General features: G+C 69.6%; 12 protein-coding genes and 2 tRNA genes. 8 read left to right on the plus strand and 6 right to left on the minus strand.

What is annotated here, in order from left to right; genetic code table 11:
• Nucleotides 1–96 precede the first annotated feature (96 nt).
• Nucleotides 97–2,475 (minus strand): penicillin acylase family protein, encoded by a 2,379-nt coding sequence (locus ISN38_RS17565; RefSeq protein WP_058362950.1) that lies wholly within the window; start codon nt 2,473–2,475, stop codon nt 97–99.
• 210 nt (nt 2,476–2,685) lie between these two features.
• Here ISN38_RS17565 and bfr point away from each other — a divergent pair, with 210 nt between their 5' ends.
• Nucleotides 2,686–3,171 (plus strand): bacterioferritin, encoded by a 486-nt coding sequence (bfr, locus tag ISN38_RS17570; RefSeq protein WP_206711942.1) that lies wholly within the window; start codon nt 2,686–2,688, stop codon nt 3,169–3,171.
• Nucleotides 3,172–3,319: 148 nt separating this feature from the next.
• Here bfr and parC read toward each other — a convergent pair whose 3' ends face one another.
• Both parC and ISN38_RS17580 read right to left on the minus strand, forming a co-directional pair.
• Complete coding sequence (gene parC / locus ISN38_RS17575) at nt 3,320–5,563, minus strand: DNA topoisomerase IV subunit A (protein ID WP_206711943.1); 2,244 nt, start codon at nt 5,561–5,563, stop codon at nt 3,320–3,322.
• Between the two features lie 251 nt (nt 5,564–5,814).
• A complete protein-coding gene (locus ISN38_RS17580) occupies nt 5,815–6,027 on the minus strand; it encodes a helix-turn-helix domain-containing protein (protein WP_003467195.1) in 213 nt (70 codons plus the stop codon).
• A gap of 130 nt (nt 6,028–6,157) precedes the next feature.
• On the opposite strand from ISN38_RS17580, the gene ISN38_RS17585 reads away from it, so the two are divergent.
• The 5 genes from ISN38_RS17585 (at nt 6,158) to ISN38_RS17605 (ending at nt 12,544) form a co-directional block, all read left to right on the plus strand.
• Complete coding sequence (locus ISN38_RS17585) at nt 6,158–6,607, plus strand: MarR family winged helix-turn-helix transcriptional regulator (protein ID WP_003467197.1); 450 nt, start codon at nt 6,158–6,160, stop codon at nt 6,605–6,607.
• An 8-nt stretch (nt 6,608–6,615) separates the two neighbouring features.
• Nucleotides 6,616–8,100 carry an efflux transporter outer membrane subunit gene (locus ISN38_RS17590; protein WP_206711944.1) on the plus strand — a complete coding sequence of 495 codons (1,485 nt, stop codon included), beginning with the start codon at nt 6,616–6,618 and terminating at the stop codon, nt 8,098–8,100.
• Nucleotides 8,101–8,110: 10 nt separating this feature from the next.
• Entirely contained in the window at nt 8,111–9,292 is a 1,182-nt protein-coding gene (locus tag ISN38_RS17595) for an HlyD/EmrA/EmrK family protein (RefSeq protein ID WP_003478542.1), read from the plus strand.
• Between the two features lie 8 nt (nt 9,293–9,300).
• Nucleotides 9,301–10,875 carry a DHA2 family efflux MFS transporter permease subunit gene (locus ISN38_RS17600; RefSeq protein ID WP_038237100.1) on the plus strand — a complete coding sequence of 525 codons (1,575 nt, stop codon included), beginning with the start codon at nt 9,301–9,303 and terminating at the stop codon, nt 10,873–10,875.
• A gap of 124 nt (nt 10,876–10,999) precedes the next feature.
• Nucleotides 11,000–12,544 carry a GDSL-type esterase/lipase family protein gene (locus ISN38_RS17605; protein ID WP_047325060.1) on the plus strand — a complete coding sequence of 515 codons (1,545 nt, stop codon included), beginning with the start codon at nt 11,000–11,002 and terminating at the stop codon, nt 12,542–12,544.
• Nucleotides 12,545–12,681: 137 nt separating this feature from the next.
• Here ISN38_RS17605 and ISN38_RS17610 read toward each other — a convergent pair whose 3' ends face one another.
• Complete coding sequence (locus tag ISN38_RS17610) at nt 12,682–13,026, minus strand: helix-turn-helix domain-containing protein (RefSeq protein WP_003467211.1); 345 nt, start codon at nt 13,024–13,026, stop codon at nt 12,682–12,684.
• A 287-nt stretch (nt 13,027–13,313) separates the two neighbouring features.
• Between ISN38_RS17610 and ISN38_RS17615 the strand changes: the two genes are divergently transcribed.
• The gene (locus ISN38_RS17615) at nt 13,314–13,511 is read left to right on the plus strand and encodes a hypothetical protein (RefSeq protein WP_003467215.1); all 198 of its coding nucleotides are present in this window, start codon (nt 13,314–13,316) and stop codon (nt 13,509–13,511) included.
• 291 nt (nt 13,512–13,802) lie between these two features.
• On the opposite strand, the gene ISN38_RS17620 is transcribed toward ISN38_RS17615, so the two are convergent.
• Together ISN38_RS17620 and ISN38_RS17625 are read right to left on the minus strand one after the other, a co-directional pair.
• Nucleotides 13,803–13,889: transfer RNA gene (locus ISN38_RS17620), tRNA-Leu, on the minus strand.
• A 114-nt stretch (nt 13,890–14,003) separates the two neighbouring features.
• The gene (locus tag ISN38_RS17625) at nt 14,004–14,435 is read right to left on the minus strand and encodes a VirK family protein (RefSeq protein ID WP_399507513.1); all 432 of its coding nucleotides are present in this window, start codon (nt 14,433–14,435) and stop codon (nt 14,004–14,006) included.
• A 436-nt stretch (nt 14,436–14,871) separates the two neighbouring features.
• On the opposite strand from ISN38_RS17625, the gene ISN38_RS17630 reads away from it, so the two are divergent.
• Nucleotides 14,872–14,958, plus strand: a tRNA-Leu gene (locus tag ISN38_RS17630).
• Nucleotides 14,959–15,088: the final 130 nt, after the last annotated feature.

The raw sequence follows: 15,088 nt of genomic DNA on the forward strand, positions 1-15,088 counted from the left end.
TTGGGGGAGGGAAGGGCGCGGCGATCGGCCGCAGGCGCCGCGCGACGCTGGCGCGACAAGGCGTGCAGTGCCGTGCGCGGGTGGCGCGGCAATCGCTCATTGTCGCGCAGGTGGCCGTAGGCTCAGCGTGTAGCGGGCCGGGCCGGGCAGGAACGGCGAGGCCCGGCCTTGCACCCAGTCGTCGTGGCCGGCCCCCCAGAACGGCGACAGCGGATGCTCGCTCTGGCCGCCGGGCATGTGCGCGATGCCGTCGGCCTCGTGGCCGGGCGCGACCACCATGCGCTCGGAGGCGCCGAAGTCCGGACGCTGCACCCGCGGCATGTCGTTGTCGCCGGGCAAGGCCTCGGTCGGCATGCACAACCAGCGCCGCAGCACTCCCGGCAGCGAGCGCGCCAGCGGATGGCAGACCGCGGCGATGTTCTGCTCGCCCCAATGGCGCTGCGGCAACGGCGCGTCCTGGCCGGGTTGGTCGCGCACTTCGGTGGCGGCGTCTTCCAGCAAGGCCTGCCAGCTGGCGTAGCGGCGCGGCAGCAGATGCGACGGCTGCTGTTGCAGCATCGGCCAGGCCACCGCTTCCAGCTGCGGCAACGGCGGCATGGCGTAATCGGTTCCGAGCGCGGCGCGGGCCGGCGCGATCAGGCCGTCGCGGATCCGGCTCAGCAGCGCCAGGCGCCAGGCGCGCACCAGCCGGTAACTCACCGAGTCGGTGCTGGCGCGGCCTTCCCAGTGGTTGCTGGCCTGCGCCAGCGCGTGCAACGCCGGCGTGGCGGCGCCGCCGTCGCGTTGCTGCAGCAACGTCCACCAGCGTTGCAGCAACAAGGCGCGGTCGTCGAGCTGGATCGCCAGCAACTGGCGTTCGTCCAGTTGCGGATGCAGGCGCAGGTCGTCGCGGATCTGCTGCGCGCGTGCGCCCAGCGCGTAGCCGCCGTCGCCGAGCACTGCCAATTCGTCGCCGCCGCCGACGCGCGCATTGGCGGTCCACAGTTGCCCGTCGGCAGGATCGATCCGCTGCGGCGAATGTGCCGTGGAGACCGGCCACGGCGCGCAGCGCTGCGCTGCCGGCACCGCCGCGCTGACGTCGTGGACCAGGGCGTCGCTGAGGCAATTGGGTCCGCGCAGCGGCAGCGCGCCGAGTACGCGCCAGCCGATGTGCCCGGCGCTGTCGGCCAGCAGCATGTTCTGCGCCGGCATGGCGATGCGCTGCGCGCTGGCGAAGGCGCTGGCGAGGGAATCGGCGCGGGCCAGGTCGGCCAGGCCCAGGTTCAGCGCGCCGGGCAGCTGCGCCACCCAGCGTTGCGCCAATGCCGTGCCGTCCGGCTCGTGCTGCAGGATTGGGCCGTAGACGGTGTCTTCCACGTCCAGCGCGACATCCATTCCGCCGGCCACCTTGATCGGCTCGCGGTGGTGGACGACCGCGGTGCAGCCGGGCCGCGGCGTGGCCGCGCACGGCGTCAAACGGTACCAGTCGCTGCTGTCGGCGTAGCTGTTGGTGAAGCCCCAGGCGACGTGGCCGTTGCTGCCGACGATCACCGCCGGCAGACCCGGCAAGGAAAAGCCGGTGATGTCCACGCGGCCGCCAGGCGCTTGCGCGTCGGCGTAGCGCAGCCGCACCCGGAACCACAGGCTGGGCGCGCCCAGCTGCAGGTGCATGTCGTTGGCGACGATGGCGCGGCCGTCGGCACTGCGGCTGCCGGCGATGGCCCAGTTGTTGCTGCCGGGGGCGGCGTGGTCGGCGCTACTGCCGTCGGCGGCGGCATCGGGCAGCGTGCGCAGGTCGACCTGGCTGGCGTCGGGCAGCGTGGCGTCGCCGCGCGCCGGGGCGTCCAGCGCCGCGTCCCAACTGCTGCCGTCGTGACGCAGCAGCGCGAACAGCGGCGCCGGCAGGTGCTGCTGCAGCCGGTACAGCGACAGTTCGCGGCCGAGCTGGCGGCCTTGCAGGTCGAAATACATCGCGTCGCCGGCCAGCACCGAGTCCACCGGTTGCCAGTTGCGCGGCGCCTTGACCAGTAGCAGGTAGGGCCACGGCCGCACCCGCAGCGCATGCAGGCCGCGATTGACGCCAGCGCTGTAGGCCTGCAGCGCCGCGGCATGGCTGCCGCCGAAGCTCGCCAGTTGCGCGGCGGCGTGCGCGCGCAGGCGGTGCATGCGCCGCTGCTTGTCCACCCCGAGCGTGGCGTTGCCGACCAGCTCCGACAGTTCGCCGGCCGCGGCGCGGCGCATCAGGTCCATCTGGAAGTAGCGTTCCTGCGCATGCACGTAGCCGAGCGCGCGCATCGCATCGGCCTCGTTGCCGGCGTCGATGGTGACCGTGCCCAGCGCGTCGCGCTGGATCCGCACCGGCGCCGCCAACCCGTCCAGATCGACTTGGCCGTCGAGCGTGGCCAGACTGCCGCGCAGCAGCAGCCACATCGCCAGCAGCAGGCCGATCGCCAGCGCCGCCAGCCACAGCATCCTTCGTTTCCACTTGCGTTGCATCCAAGCATCTCCGCCGGCCAATCGTGGATTCTAGACGCGACTGCGTGTCGTTCTTGCGTACATCCGGCTGGTGCTCGCGTGCGGTTGGGGCGTGGTCAGCTTCGCCCGCGCCGCTGCGCCGCTGCAATCGGGATGCTAATGATTCCGATTGGAACGTGGGTCGCGCGGCTCGTGCACTATGGTGGCCTCAGTCGAGACGGAGCCTGCCCCATGAAGGGACATCCTGAAGTTGTGCAATGCCTGATCGCGTTGCTGCGCGGCGAACTCGCCGCACGCGACCAGTATTTCATCCACTCGCGGCGCTACGAGGATCAGGGCCTGCAGGCGCTGTACACGCGGATCAACCACGAGATGGAAGAAGAGACCGAGCATGCCGACGCGCTGCTGCGGCGCATCCTGTTCCTGGAAGGCGACCCGGACATGCGCCCGCATGCGTTCGAACCCGGACGCACGGTCGAAGAGATGCTGGAAAAAGACCTGAAGGTCGAATACGAAGTGCGCGCGAATCTGGCCGCCGGCATGAAGCTGTGCGAGCAGCACGGCGACTACGTCAGCCGCGACATCCTGCTCAAGCAGCTGCAGGACACCGAAGAAGACCACGCCTGGTGGCTGGAACAGCAACTGGGCCTGATCAAGCGGCTGGGCATGGCGCTGTATCAGACTTCGAAGATTGGTGGGAGTGTGGTGGGGGAGTAACGGGACTCGGGACTCGGGACTCGGGACTCGGGACTCGGGACTCGGGAGAGCCTCCCGCTGATTGCCGATGTATGGCGAGGCAAAAAAAATCGGCCCGAAAGGGCCGATTTGCTGTTCGCTGTTGCGAGTCCCGAGTCCCGGCCCCACCTCACTCCACCGCCAGATCATCCACCTTCTGCCACCCGCGCGGCAGCAATCCGCCGCGGCTGGCGCGCACGCCGAGGTAGGCGTCCAGGTCCTTGAACGACAGCGACATGGTGCGCTGCCCGCTCTTCACCAGCAGCGTGTTGCCCGGCGCGACCGCGGCGATCGCCACCACCCGCTCGGTGCCGAGCTTGGCCTTGGGGATGTCGATGATCTTGTTGCCCTTGCCCTTGTCCAGCTCGGGCAGGTCGGCGATCGGGAACGCCAGCAGGTGGCCGGCGCTGGTCACCGCGACGATGCGGTCGGTCTGTGCGTTGCCGACCGAGGCCGGCGGCAGCACCTTGGCGTTCGGGGTCAGGTTGAGCATCGCCTTGCCGGCCTTGTTGCGGCTGGTCAGGTTCTCGAAGCGGGTGACGAAGCCGTAGCCGTGCGAGGACGCCAGCACCAGCCGGCTGTCGTTCTCGCCGCTGGCCATGGCCTGAAATGAGGCGCCGGATGCGGGAGAGAAACGCCCGGTCAGCGGCTCGCCGTTGCCGCGCGCCGAGGGCAGCGAATGCGCCAGGGTGGAGTAGGCGCGGCCTTCCGAATCCAGGAACGCCACCTGCTGCGTGCTGCGCCCGCGCACCGCGGCCAATAAGCTGTCGCCGTCGCGGTAGGACAGGCCGGCCGGGTCCACGTCGTGGCCCTTGGCCGCGCGGATCCAGCCCTTCTCCGACATCACGATGGTCATCGGCTCGCTCGGCACCAGTTCGGTCTCGTCGATCGCCTGCGCCGCGCCACGCTGCACCAGCGGCGAGCGCCGCGCGTCGCCGAATTTCTTGGCGTCGGCGACGAGCTCGTCTTTGATCATCTTCTTCAGCCTGGTCTTGCTGGCCAGTACCGCCTGCAGCTGGTCGCGCTCCTTGGCCAGCGCGTCCTGCTCGCCGCGGATCTTCATTTCTTCCAGACGCGCCAGCTGGCGCAGGCGGGTTTCCAGGATGTAGTCGGCCTGTTCCTCGCTGAGCGCGAAGCGCGCGATCAGCGCCGGCTTCGGCTCGTCCTCGCTGCGGATGATGCGGATCACTTCGTCCAGGTTGAGGAACGCGACCAGCAGGCCTTCCAACAGGTGCAGGCGGCGCTCGACCTTCTCCAGCCGATGGTTGAGCCGGCGCACCACGGTGTCGCTGCGGAAGCGCAGCCATTCTTCCAGCAGGGTCTTGAGGTTCTTGACCTGCGGGCGGCCGTCCAGGCCGATCACGTTGAGGTTGACCCGGTAGCTGCGCTCCAGGTCGGTGGTCACGAACAGGTGGCCCATCAGTTGCTCGGCGTCGACCCGGTTGGAGCGCGGCACCAGCACCACCCGCACCGGATTGGCGTGGTCGGATTCGTCGCGGATGTCTTCCAGCCACGGCAGCTTCTTGGCGCGCATCTGCTGCGCGATCTGCTCGATCACCTTCGACGGCGACACCTGGTAGGGCAGCGCGGTGATCACGATGTTGGCGTGTTCCTTCTGGAACGTGGCGCGCGCGCGCACGCTGCCGTGGCCGGTTTCGTAGATCGCGCGCAGGTCGGCGGCGGGAGTGATGATCTCGGCGCTGGTCGGGTAGTCCGGGCCGCGCACGTGTTCGCACAGGTCGTCGACGCTGGCGTCGGGATCGTCGAGCAGGCGGATCAGCGCGCTGACGATCTCGTTGAGGTTGTGCGGCGGCACGTCGGTGGCCATGCCCACGGCGATGCCGGTGGTGCCGTTGAGCAGCAGGTGCGGCAGCCGCGCCGGCATCCAGGTCGGCTCGTCCATGGTGCCGTCGAAGTTCGGCGACCAGTCCACCGTGCCCTGGCCGAGTTCGCCGAGCAGCACCTCGGCGATCGGGGTCAGCTTGGATTCGGTGTAGCGCATCGCCGCGAACGACTTCGGGTCGTCGGTGGAGCCGAAGTTGCCCTGGCCTTCGATCAGCGGGTAGCGGTAGGAGAACGGCTGCGCCATCAGCACCAGCGCCTCGTAGCAGGCGCTGTCGCCATGCGGGTGGTACTTGCCGATCACGTCGCCGACGGTACGCGCGGACTTCTTCGGCTTGGCCCCGGCATTCAGGCCCAGCTCGCTCATGGCGTAGATGATGCGCCGCTGTACCGGTTTCAGGCCGTCGCCGAGGAACGGCAGGGCGCGGTCCAGCACCACGTACATGGAGTAGTCGAGGTAGGCGCGTTCGGCGTATTCGCGCAGCGGCAGCTGTTCGAAACCATGGAAGGCGGGGCGGGCGAGATCGGTCATGCGCGGGGAATACCTGTAGGGGAACGCGGCGGCGGGCGCCGCAGGTCAGCCGGTCGATTATCCGGATGCGGCCGGCGATGCCAAGCTGCGCGTCGCGCCGGCACCGCCGGCAGCGGCCGGATCGCGTGCCGGAGGATGGCCGCAATGGCTGCGCAAGTCGGTGACGAAGGCGTATAGCCGAGGTGGAGTGTGGCATCGGCGGCGCTGGCGCCGTCATTCAGCTGGCGCAGCGTCTCGGCCAGCCGTGCCTGCTATTGGCAGCCGGCGAAGCTGAACCCGGTCTCCTCGCGCAAATGCCGGCTCAGGTTGCTCGAGGACAGTCCGGCCCACTTTGCCCACTGCGACAGGCAGCGGCCATCGGCAGGGGCGAGCAATTGCGTGGTGATCCGCAGCAGGCGCCGGTCGCTGCGGTTCGGCAGGGGCAGGCGATCGAGCGGCGCCTGGCGCAGTGCGTCCAGCAGCACCGCGCAGATCCGCCGTGGTCCGCGTTCAGGGAGAGGGGCGACGCCAGCGTTGCGCGACTGCAACACAGCATTTACTTATTTTCGCGATATTTTCTTGACATATATTTCCAAATGAAAATAATTGGCGTCCATGAACTGCGCTCCCTCCCATCCCGGTCCGCCGTCGTTCGGCCTGCTGCTGCGGCAGGTCCGCGACGGGCTGATGCGCCGCCTGGACGATTCCATGGCCGAACTCGAGCTCGGCCTGGGCTTCAGCCACTACATCGGCATGAAGGCGCTGGCGTACATGTCGCCATGCACCGCCAACGAACTGGCCCAGGCCATCGACCAGAACCCCAGCGCGGTCACCCGCCTGCTGGACAAGCTCCAGGACCTGGGCTGGGTGCGCCGTGAAGTGCATGCGCAGGACCGCCGCGCGCTGCAGATCGTGCTGACCGACGAAGGCCGCGCGCTGTGGCAGCAGCTCAAGCGACGCGGCGACGACGCCATCGCCAGCGCCTTGCGCGATCTCTCCGCCGACGAGCGCGAGCACCTCACGTCGTTGCTGACCCGCGTCCGCGACTCCCTCAATTCGCCATGACTCCGCTTATGAACCTCTCCGCTTCGTCCCATCGCCTGCGCCCGTTCGCGGCCGCGGCCCTCACCCTGGCGCTGGCCGCCTGCGCCAGCAGCCGTGGCCTGGGACCGCAGGGCCGCCGGCTCGACGCCGACCGGCAACTGCAGGCCGGCAAGACCCTGGCCGCCGGCCAGCTGGCGCCGGCCGCCTGGCCGCAGCAGGACTGGTGGAAGGCGCTGGGCGACCCGCAACTGGATGCGCTGATCGCCGAGGCGCTGCAGGGCACGCCGAACCTGGACTTGGCCGACGCGCGGCTGCGCCTGGCCCAGGCCCAGGCCGGCGCGGCCAATGCCGACCGCGGCGCCAAGCTGTCGCTGTCGGCCGGCTATACCGGGCTGCAGTTGCCCAAGGGGCTGGCCGGCGACGAGATCGGCGGCAAGTACATCCATGCCGAGCAGGCAGTGCTGGATTTCAGCTACGGCTTCGACCTGTGGGGCGGCAAGCGCGCTGCCTGGGAAGCGGCGGTGGACCAGGCGCATGCGGCGCAGGTCGATGCGCAGGCCGCGCGCCTGGACCTGTCGGCCGGCGTGGCCCGCGCCTATGCGCAGCTCGGCTACGCCTGGCGCCTGTACGACCTGGCCGGCGAAGAACTGGCGCGCTCGGACAACAGCCTGAAGCTGGTGCGGCAGCGCCGCGACGCCGGCATCGACAGCAACCTGCAACTGCGCCAGGCCGAGGCGCGGGTGCCGGCGGCACGCCAGCAGCAGCAGGCCGCGCAGCAGCAGATCGACGAGGCGCGCACCGCGCTGGCGGCCTTGCTCGGCCGCGGCCCGGATCGCGGCCTGCAGATCGAGCGGCCGCGGCCGTTGGACCCGGTGGCGGTGCAACTGCCGTCGGTGCTGCCCAGCGACCTGCTCGGGCGCCGCCCCGACGTGGTCGCCGCGCGCTGGCGGGTCGAGGCCGCCTCGCAACGTATCGGCGCGGCCAAGGCGCAGTTCTATCCGAGCATCAACCTGCTCGCGCTGGGCGGCGTGGCCGCGGCCAATCCCGCCGACCTGTTCAAGGGCGATGCGCTGCTCGGCCTGTTTGCGCCGAGCGTGAGCCTGCCGCTGTTCGACAGCGGCCGCCTGCGCAGCCAGCTGGCCGAGCGCGACGCGCACTACGACCTGGCGGTGGCCAGCTACAACCAGGCGCTGGTGGCGGCGCTGCGCGAGGTCGCCGACCAGGTCAGCGCCGCGCGTTCGCTGGCGCAGCAGGCGCGGCAGCAGGCGCAGGCGGTGAGCACCGCGCAGGCCGCCTTCGACCTGGCGCAGCAGCGCTACCGCGCCGGTATCGGCAACTACCTGGACGTGCTGAGCGTGCAGCAACCGTTGCTCGAGGCGCAGCAGCGCCTGGCCTCGCTGCAGGCCAACCAGATCCTGGTCTCGGTGCGCCTGAACCAGGCGCTGGGCGGCGGCTACGACGCCACCCCCGCCGCCGACGCAACGTCGACCTCTTCCGCTTCCACGCATTCCTGAGACCGCTGCAATGAATCAGACAACGACTCCCGATTCCTCCGCTCCCGCCACCAGCCGCCGCGGCATGCTGCTGCGCGGCCTGGCCGTGCTGGTGGTGCTGGTGCTGATCGCGCTGGCGATCTGGTACTTCGTCTCCGGCCGCTGGCACGAAGACACCGACGATGCCTACGTGCAGGGCAACCTGGTGCAGATCACGCCGATGGTGACCGGCACCGTGGTCAGCATCGGTGCCGACGACGGCATGCGCGTGCAGCGCGGCCAGTTGCTGATCAAGCTCGACCCGGCCGACACCCAGGTCGCGCTGCAGCAGGCCGAGGCCAATCTGGCGCGCACCGTGCGCCAGGTGCGCGGCCTGTTCCGCAGCGTGGAAGGCGCGCAGGCCGAACTGTCGGCGCAGCAGGTGACCCTGCAGCGCGCGCGTGCCGACGTCGCCCGGCGCAGCAGCCTGGTCGCCACCGGCGCGATCTCCGCCGAGGAACTGGCGCATGCGCGCGACCAGCTGGCCGCCGCCGAGGCCGCGGTCAGCGGTTCGCGCGAGACAGTGGAGCGCAACCGCGCGCTGATCGACGACAACGGCGTGGCCCACCAGCCCGACGTGCAGGCCGCCGCCGCGCAGCTGCGCCAGGCGTTCCTCAACAATGCCCGCAGCGCGATCGTCGCGCCGGTCTCCGGCTACGTGGCGCGGCGCTCGGTGCAGGTCGGCCAGCGCGTGCAGCCCGGCACAGCGCTGATGGCGGTGGTGCCGCTGGAGCAGGTGTGGGTGGAAGCCAACTTCAAGGAAACCCAGCTCAAGCACATGCGCCTGGGCCAGCCGGTGGAACTGCAGTCGGACCTGTACGGCGGCGCGGTGCGCTATCAGGGCACGGTGCAGAGCCTGGGCCTGGGCACCGGCAGCGCGTTCTCGCTGCTGCCGGCGCAGAACGCCAGCGGCAACTGGATCAAGATTGTGCAGCGCGTGCCGGTGCGCATCGCCATCGATGCCAAGCAACTGGCGCAGAACCCGCTGCGCATCGGCCTGTCGATGAAGGTGGACGTGAACCTGCACCAGCAGGGCGGCGGCGTGCTGCCGAGCAAGTTCGCCACCGGCACGCTGCTGGACACCGACGTCTATGCGCAGCAGCTGGGCCAGGCCGACGCGACCATCGCGCAGATCATCCACGCCAACCTGCCCGACGCCGCCAAGGCGAACTGAGTCCGGCCATGTCCAACCAAGCTGCCACTCCTGCCGCGCCCGGAGCCCCGGACGCGGCGATGGGCTTCCGCCCGCCCAGCGTGGCGTTGTGCACGGTGGGCCTGGCGATGGCCTCGTTCATGCAGGTGCTCGACACCACCATCGCCAACGTCTCGCTGCCGACCATCGCCGGCAACCTCGGCGCCAGTTCGCAGCAGGCGACCTGGGTCATCACCTCGTTCGCGGTCAGCAACGCGATCGCGCTGCCGCTGACCGGCTTCCTGAGCCGGCGCTTCGGCGAGACCAAGCTGTTCGTGTGGGCCACGCTGGCCTTCACCATCGCCTCGCTGCTGTGCGGCCTGGCGCAGAGCATGGGCATGCTGGTGGTGTCGCGCGCGGTCCAGGGCTTCGTGTGCGGGCCGATGTACCCGATCACGCAGAGCCTGCTGGTGTCGATCTACCCGCGCGAGAAACGCGGCCAGGCCCTGGCGCTGCTGTCGATGATCACCGTGGTCGCGCCGATCGCCGGCCCGATCCTGGGCGGCTGGATCACCGACAACTACAGCTGGGAGTGGATCTTCCTGATCAACGTGCCGCTGGGCATCATCGCCGCGATCGTGGTCGGCTCGCAGCTGCGCGGCCGTCCGGAACCGACCGAGCGCCCGCGCATGGACTACGTCGGCCTGATCACCCTGATCATCGGCGTCGGCTGCCTGCAACTGGTGCTGGACCTGGGCAACGACGAGGACTGGTTCAGTTCGAACAAGATCGTGGTGCTGGCCGCGATCTCGGCGGTGGCGCTGGCGGTGTTCCTGATCTGGGAACTGACCGACAAGGATCCGATCGTCAACCTGCGCCTGTTCCGCCACCGCAACTTCCGCGCCGGCACGCTGGCGCTGATCGTGGCTTACGCCGCGTTCTTCAGCGTGTCGCTGCTGATCCCGCAGTGGCTGCAGCGCGACATGGGCTATACCGCGATCTGGGCCGGCCTGGCCACCGCGCCGATCGGCATCCTGCCGGTGCTGATGACCCCGTTCGTCGGCAAGTACGCCTCGCGCTTCGACCTGCGCATGCTCGCCAGCATCGCCTTCATCTTCATGGCGGTGACCAGCTTCATGCGCTCGGACTTCAGCGTGCGGGTCGATTTCGCCCACGTGGCCGGGGTGCAGTTGCTGATGGGCGTGGGCGTGGCGCTGTTCTTCATGCCGGTGCTGCAGATCCTGCTGTCGGACCTGGACGGGCGCGAGATCGCGGCCGGTTCCGGCCTGGCCACGTTCTTGCGCACGCTGGGCGGCAGCTTCGCCGCCTCGCTGACCACCTACCTGTGGGCCAAGCGCACGCAGATGCACCACGCGCACCTCACCGAGCATATCTCGGCCTATACGCCGGGCATGCAGGAGCAGGTGCAGGCGATGGGGCGGGGCGACCTGCAGACCGGGGCGGCCTTCCTCAACAACACCATCAACCACCAGGCCTCGCAGATGGGTTTCAACGACATCTTCTATTTGCTGGGCTGGACCTTCCTGGCGATCATCTTCTTCCTGTGGCTGGCCAGGCCGCCGTTCGCGGGCGGTGGCGGCGCGGCGGCCGCCGGCGGTCACTAAGTCCGGGCTGCCGGCTACGACGAAACCCCGCCTGCTGCGGGGGTTCGTTTGTGCGCCACGCTTGCCGCCGCAGCGCGCGGCGGACCAGAATGCGGCTTCCTCGCAGCCCTCGGCAGGTTCGGACATGCAGCGTTTTCTGCGCGCCTTGTGCGCTCGCTCGGACCGCTCGCGGCCGCGCCGCGCTGCTGCACGCACCTGGCCGCGTGCGGCGCTGCTGCTGCTGTGCCTGGGCGCCCTCGGCAGCGCCGCGGCGCAGGCCGATGCGGGCGTGGCCGCAACCACCCCGACCGACCGCCTGCACGAAGCCTGGTGGGCGCAGCGCCACCAGCAGGTGCTGGAGCAGACGCGCGCGCATCCGGACACGCCGCTGCTGCTGATCGGCGACTCGATCACCCACAACTACGACAAGGCGAACGCGCCGGACCAGGATTTCCAGCCGACCTGGCAGACCTTCTACGGCAGCCGCGGCGCGCTCAACCTGGGGTTCAGCGGCGATGCCACCGAGCACGTGCTGTGGCGGCTGCAGCACGGCGAGGTGGACGGCCTGCAGCCCAAGGTGGCGGTGCTGCTGATCGGCACCAACAACACCGGGCACGAGCAGCACAGCGCCGCCGACACCGTGCTCGGCATCGACGCGGTGGTGGCGACTCTGGAACAACGCCTGCCGACCACGCGCATCCTGCTGCTCGGGCTGCTGCCCAGCGCAGGCTTGGCGCAGAAGAACGCGCGCGACGCCGAGGTCAATCGCGCCCTGGCGGTGCGCTACGGCGACAATCCGCGCGTCGCCTATCTCGACATCGGCGCGGCGTTCCGCAAGGACGGCGCGCTCGACCAGCGCCTGTTCTACGATCCGCGGCTGCAGCCGCCCGGCCACGCGCTGCATCCGGACACGCGCGGCCAGCGGCGCATGGCCGAGGCGATCGAGCCGACCCTGGCGCGCCTGCTCGGCGAGCCGCCGCGGGTACCGCTGGCGGCGATGACCGCGGTCAATCCCGCGCTGATTCCGGTGCCGTGGCTGGAGCAGGATGCCTACGACTGGTACGCGCGTCACCACGCGGTGCTGGACGCGGCGCGCCGCGTGCAGCCGGAGGTGGTGATGCTCGGCGACTCGATCACCCATTTCTGGGGCGGGCCGCCGCAGGCCACCCGGGTCGGCGGTGCGCAGGCCTGGCAGCGCACCTTCGGCGCGCGCAAGGTGCTGAACCTGGGGTTCGGCTGGGACCGCACCCAGAACCTGCTGTGGCGGCTGCGCCAGGGCGAAGTGGATGGATTGGCGCCGCGCTGGGTGGTGATCAACATCGGCACCAACAACCTCACCGGCACCGAGCACGCCCGCGCGAGCACACCGCAGGAAGCCGCCGACGGCGTGGCCGCGGTGGTGGCCGAGGTGCGCCAGCGGCTGCCGCGCAGCAGGATCGTGCTGATGGGCATCCTGCCGCGCGGCTTCGCCGCCGACGCACCGCTGCGCGCGCCGATCGCGCAGACCAACCGCCTGCTGGCCGCGCGCTTCGGCCACGATCCTGCGGTGCGCTGGCTGGACATCGGCGCGCGCTTCCTGCAGCCCGACGGCGGCCTGCCGCAGGCGCTGATGCCCGACAGCACCCATCCCAGCGAGGACGGCTACCGGATCTGGGGCGACGCGCTGCGCGAGATCGGCGTAGGCGGTTGAAACGCGCTACCGCATTGATTGCCGTGCCACTGAAGCATCTGTAGAAGCGGCTTCAGCCGCGACAGCCATTTAACGAAGGTACCTGTCGCGGCTGAAGCCGCTCCTACAGGGGGGCCTTGCTGGCGGATGCGGCGCGCTCAGCCCTTGTCCGGCTTGAGCAGTTCCAGCACCGCTTCGCGGCGCCGTGCCGGCAGGTTGCGGTAACGGGTCAGCAGCGCCTGTTCGTGGGGGTCGTGCGCCTGCAGTGCGTAATCGGCCGGCATGTCCTGCAGGCGTGCGCTGCCCTGGCCGCAGATCAGCTCGTCCAGCGAGCGCTTGAGCGTGCCGCGCAGGTTGGGCAGCAGGCGGAAGCTGGGGGTTTCGCGATCGTTCTCCCATGCCGATACCGACGACTTGGTCACTCCCAGCGCGAAACCCAATTGTTCCTGGGTGAGCCCGGCGGCTTTCCTGGCCTCGCGCAATCGGTCGCCGAAGCTTTTCATCGCGGTGGACCTTGCAGAGACGGGGCCTACAAAGATATGGAGCATCCGTAACCTTGTCGTACAGCAACGCTTGACTCTAGATGTTCTGGGATCCGATACTTTGGCGGTGCGGGCCACGCCGACACGTGAGGGCACGCACGCCGGACAAGGACGATCGAGGAGTGCATGGTGTTTGGCCGAGTTTTCATCGCCGTCGCCGCGACGGCGCAATGCAGCGTAGTGGCGTTGCGCCAGGCGGCCGCAGCGGTGGCCAGCGATCGCTGCACGGTTGCAGCACAGGGTGGGGCATGGCCACCTACGAAGTAAAACTCAGGCGCGTGGCGCAGCTGGAGCCGGCGCTGTACGTGCTGGTCCACGCCGCCAATGCGTATCTGGCCGCGCGCGCCGCCGAGCGCCACAACCCGGGCTACCGGGCGTACATGGTGGCGGTGTGGGTGGACGGCGTGCGCGTGGACATCGGCGCGTTCCGGCCGCCGGATCGCTAGGCGAGCGAACGCGGGACGCGCGCACGAGGGCATGCACTGTGCGGTCCTTCTGCTGCACCGGTGGCGCACCGCCGCAGCGTCGCTGCGCCGTGATTTGCGCCGCATGGCCGCGCGGAGCGCTTGCGGCGAATCTGCATCACCACTCGCTGCGGCAGCAGCATCGATGCGCACGTTCTTGCAGGCATCCGCCGTGGCGGCCGCGCCTGCACAACATCGGGACCGATTTCTCCCCGCAAACGCCAGGCAAAAAAAATCCCGCCGAAGCGGGTTTTTTTTTCTGCTTGCTGTATCTGGTGCCCAGGAGAGGACTCGAACCTCCACGAAGTTGCCCCCGCTAGCACCTGAAGCTAGTGCGTCTACCAATTCCGCCACCTGGGCGATACAGTTCGAGAATTCTGTCGGTTGCGCGCACCGCTGTCAAGCGGCGTTTTGCATGCGCGCTTCGGCGGTGCGTGCGCCGTGGCTACAGCGCACGCACCGCCCGCCGGCGCCTCAGCTGGCGGTGAAGCGCAGGCCCTGATTAATCGCGCAGCGATAGCCGAGCGTGACGCCGTTTTGCTGGTAGCCAGGCAGGGCGAACACGGCCATGCTGAAGTCGACGCTGCTGTCCGGGTGCACCTGGTAGCGCAAGAATTGCTGGATCGGCTTGCCGTCGCGGCCCACGGTGAGGTGTTCGTCGGCGAAGGACAGGGTGCCGTCTGCGATCACCCGGTAGGCGCCGATGCGCAGGCCGCCGCGGGTCTGGGTCGGCGTGGCGCCGCCGGTAGTGGGCGTGCACTGGCTCAGGTCGACCGCGACCGCGACCGAGGCGCCGCTGTCCAGCGCGCGTTCGATCTCGGCGAGCGAATCCAGTGGCGTGGCGGCGCCAGGATGGGCGAAGGCGAGCGGCGTGGCGGCGAGCAGCGAAGCGGCGAGCAGCGACAGGGGCAGGGACTTCATGCGGAGCTCCGGAGCATGGGGGAAGGAGGGGCGGTTTGCCGCACGCACGCTAGTCCTTTGCGCTGCGCGGTCAACCGACAAAGTCGCGTTTTCGGGGATGCGTCACAGTGTTTGTTAGAAGCAGTTCCGCTTGCTCTGGCGCAGCTTGCGCGTCGTATCCGGATCCGCATGAAAGATGCGGTTTTTTGCCGAATGCGCCGCGCCTGCGCAGAGCGATCCGCCAGCAGGTGGCCGCTCGCGATCCGGCGCCGCCATGCGTTGCCGGTGGCGCCGTGGCCGAGCCATGCCGCAGCAGCAGGCGCGTCGCCCTGGCTGCCGGTTGGTGATCTGCGCGCCGCGCACTGCGCGCTGTGCCGGACGCCGCGTTGCGCGGAGGCATTGACAAGGCCGCGCGCTGCCCGCAGAATTCGCGGCCTTCAGCGCCCAGATGGCGGAATTGGTAGACGCACTAGCTTCAGGTGCTAGCGGGGGCAACTTCGTGGAGGTTCGAGTCCTCTTCTGGGCACCACATGCAAGACGCGGGAGCGCTGAACTCCCGCAACGACCGGCCCGCTGATGCGGGCCTCGTCGTTTCTGGGAACCGCCGCTGCACCTTGCGCCCGCCGGTTTGCCTGCGTTGACGACCCAGCGAGTACCAT

Source organism: Xanthomonas translucens pv. undulosa (assembly GCF_017301775.1).
GTDB classification, from domain to species: Bacteria; Pseudomonadota; Gammaproteobacteria; order Xanthomonadales; family Xanthomonadaceae; genus Xanthomonas_A; species Xanthomonas_A translucens.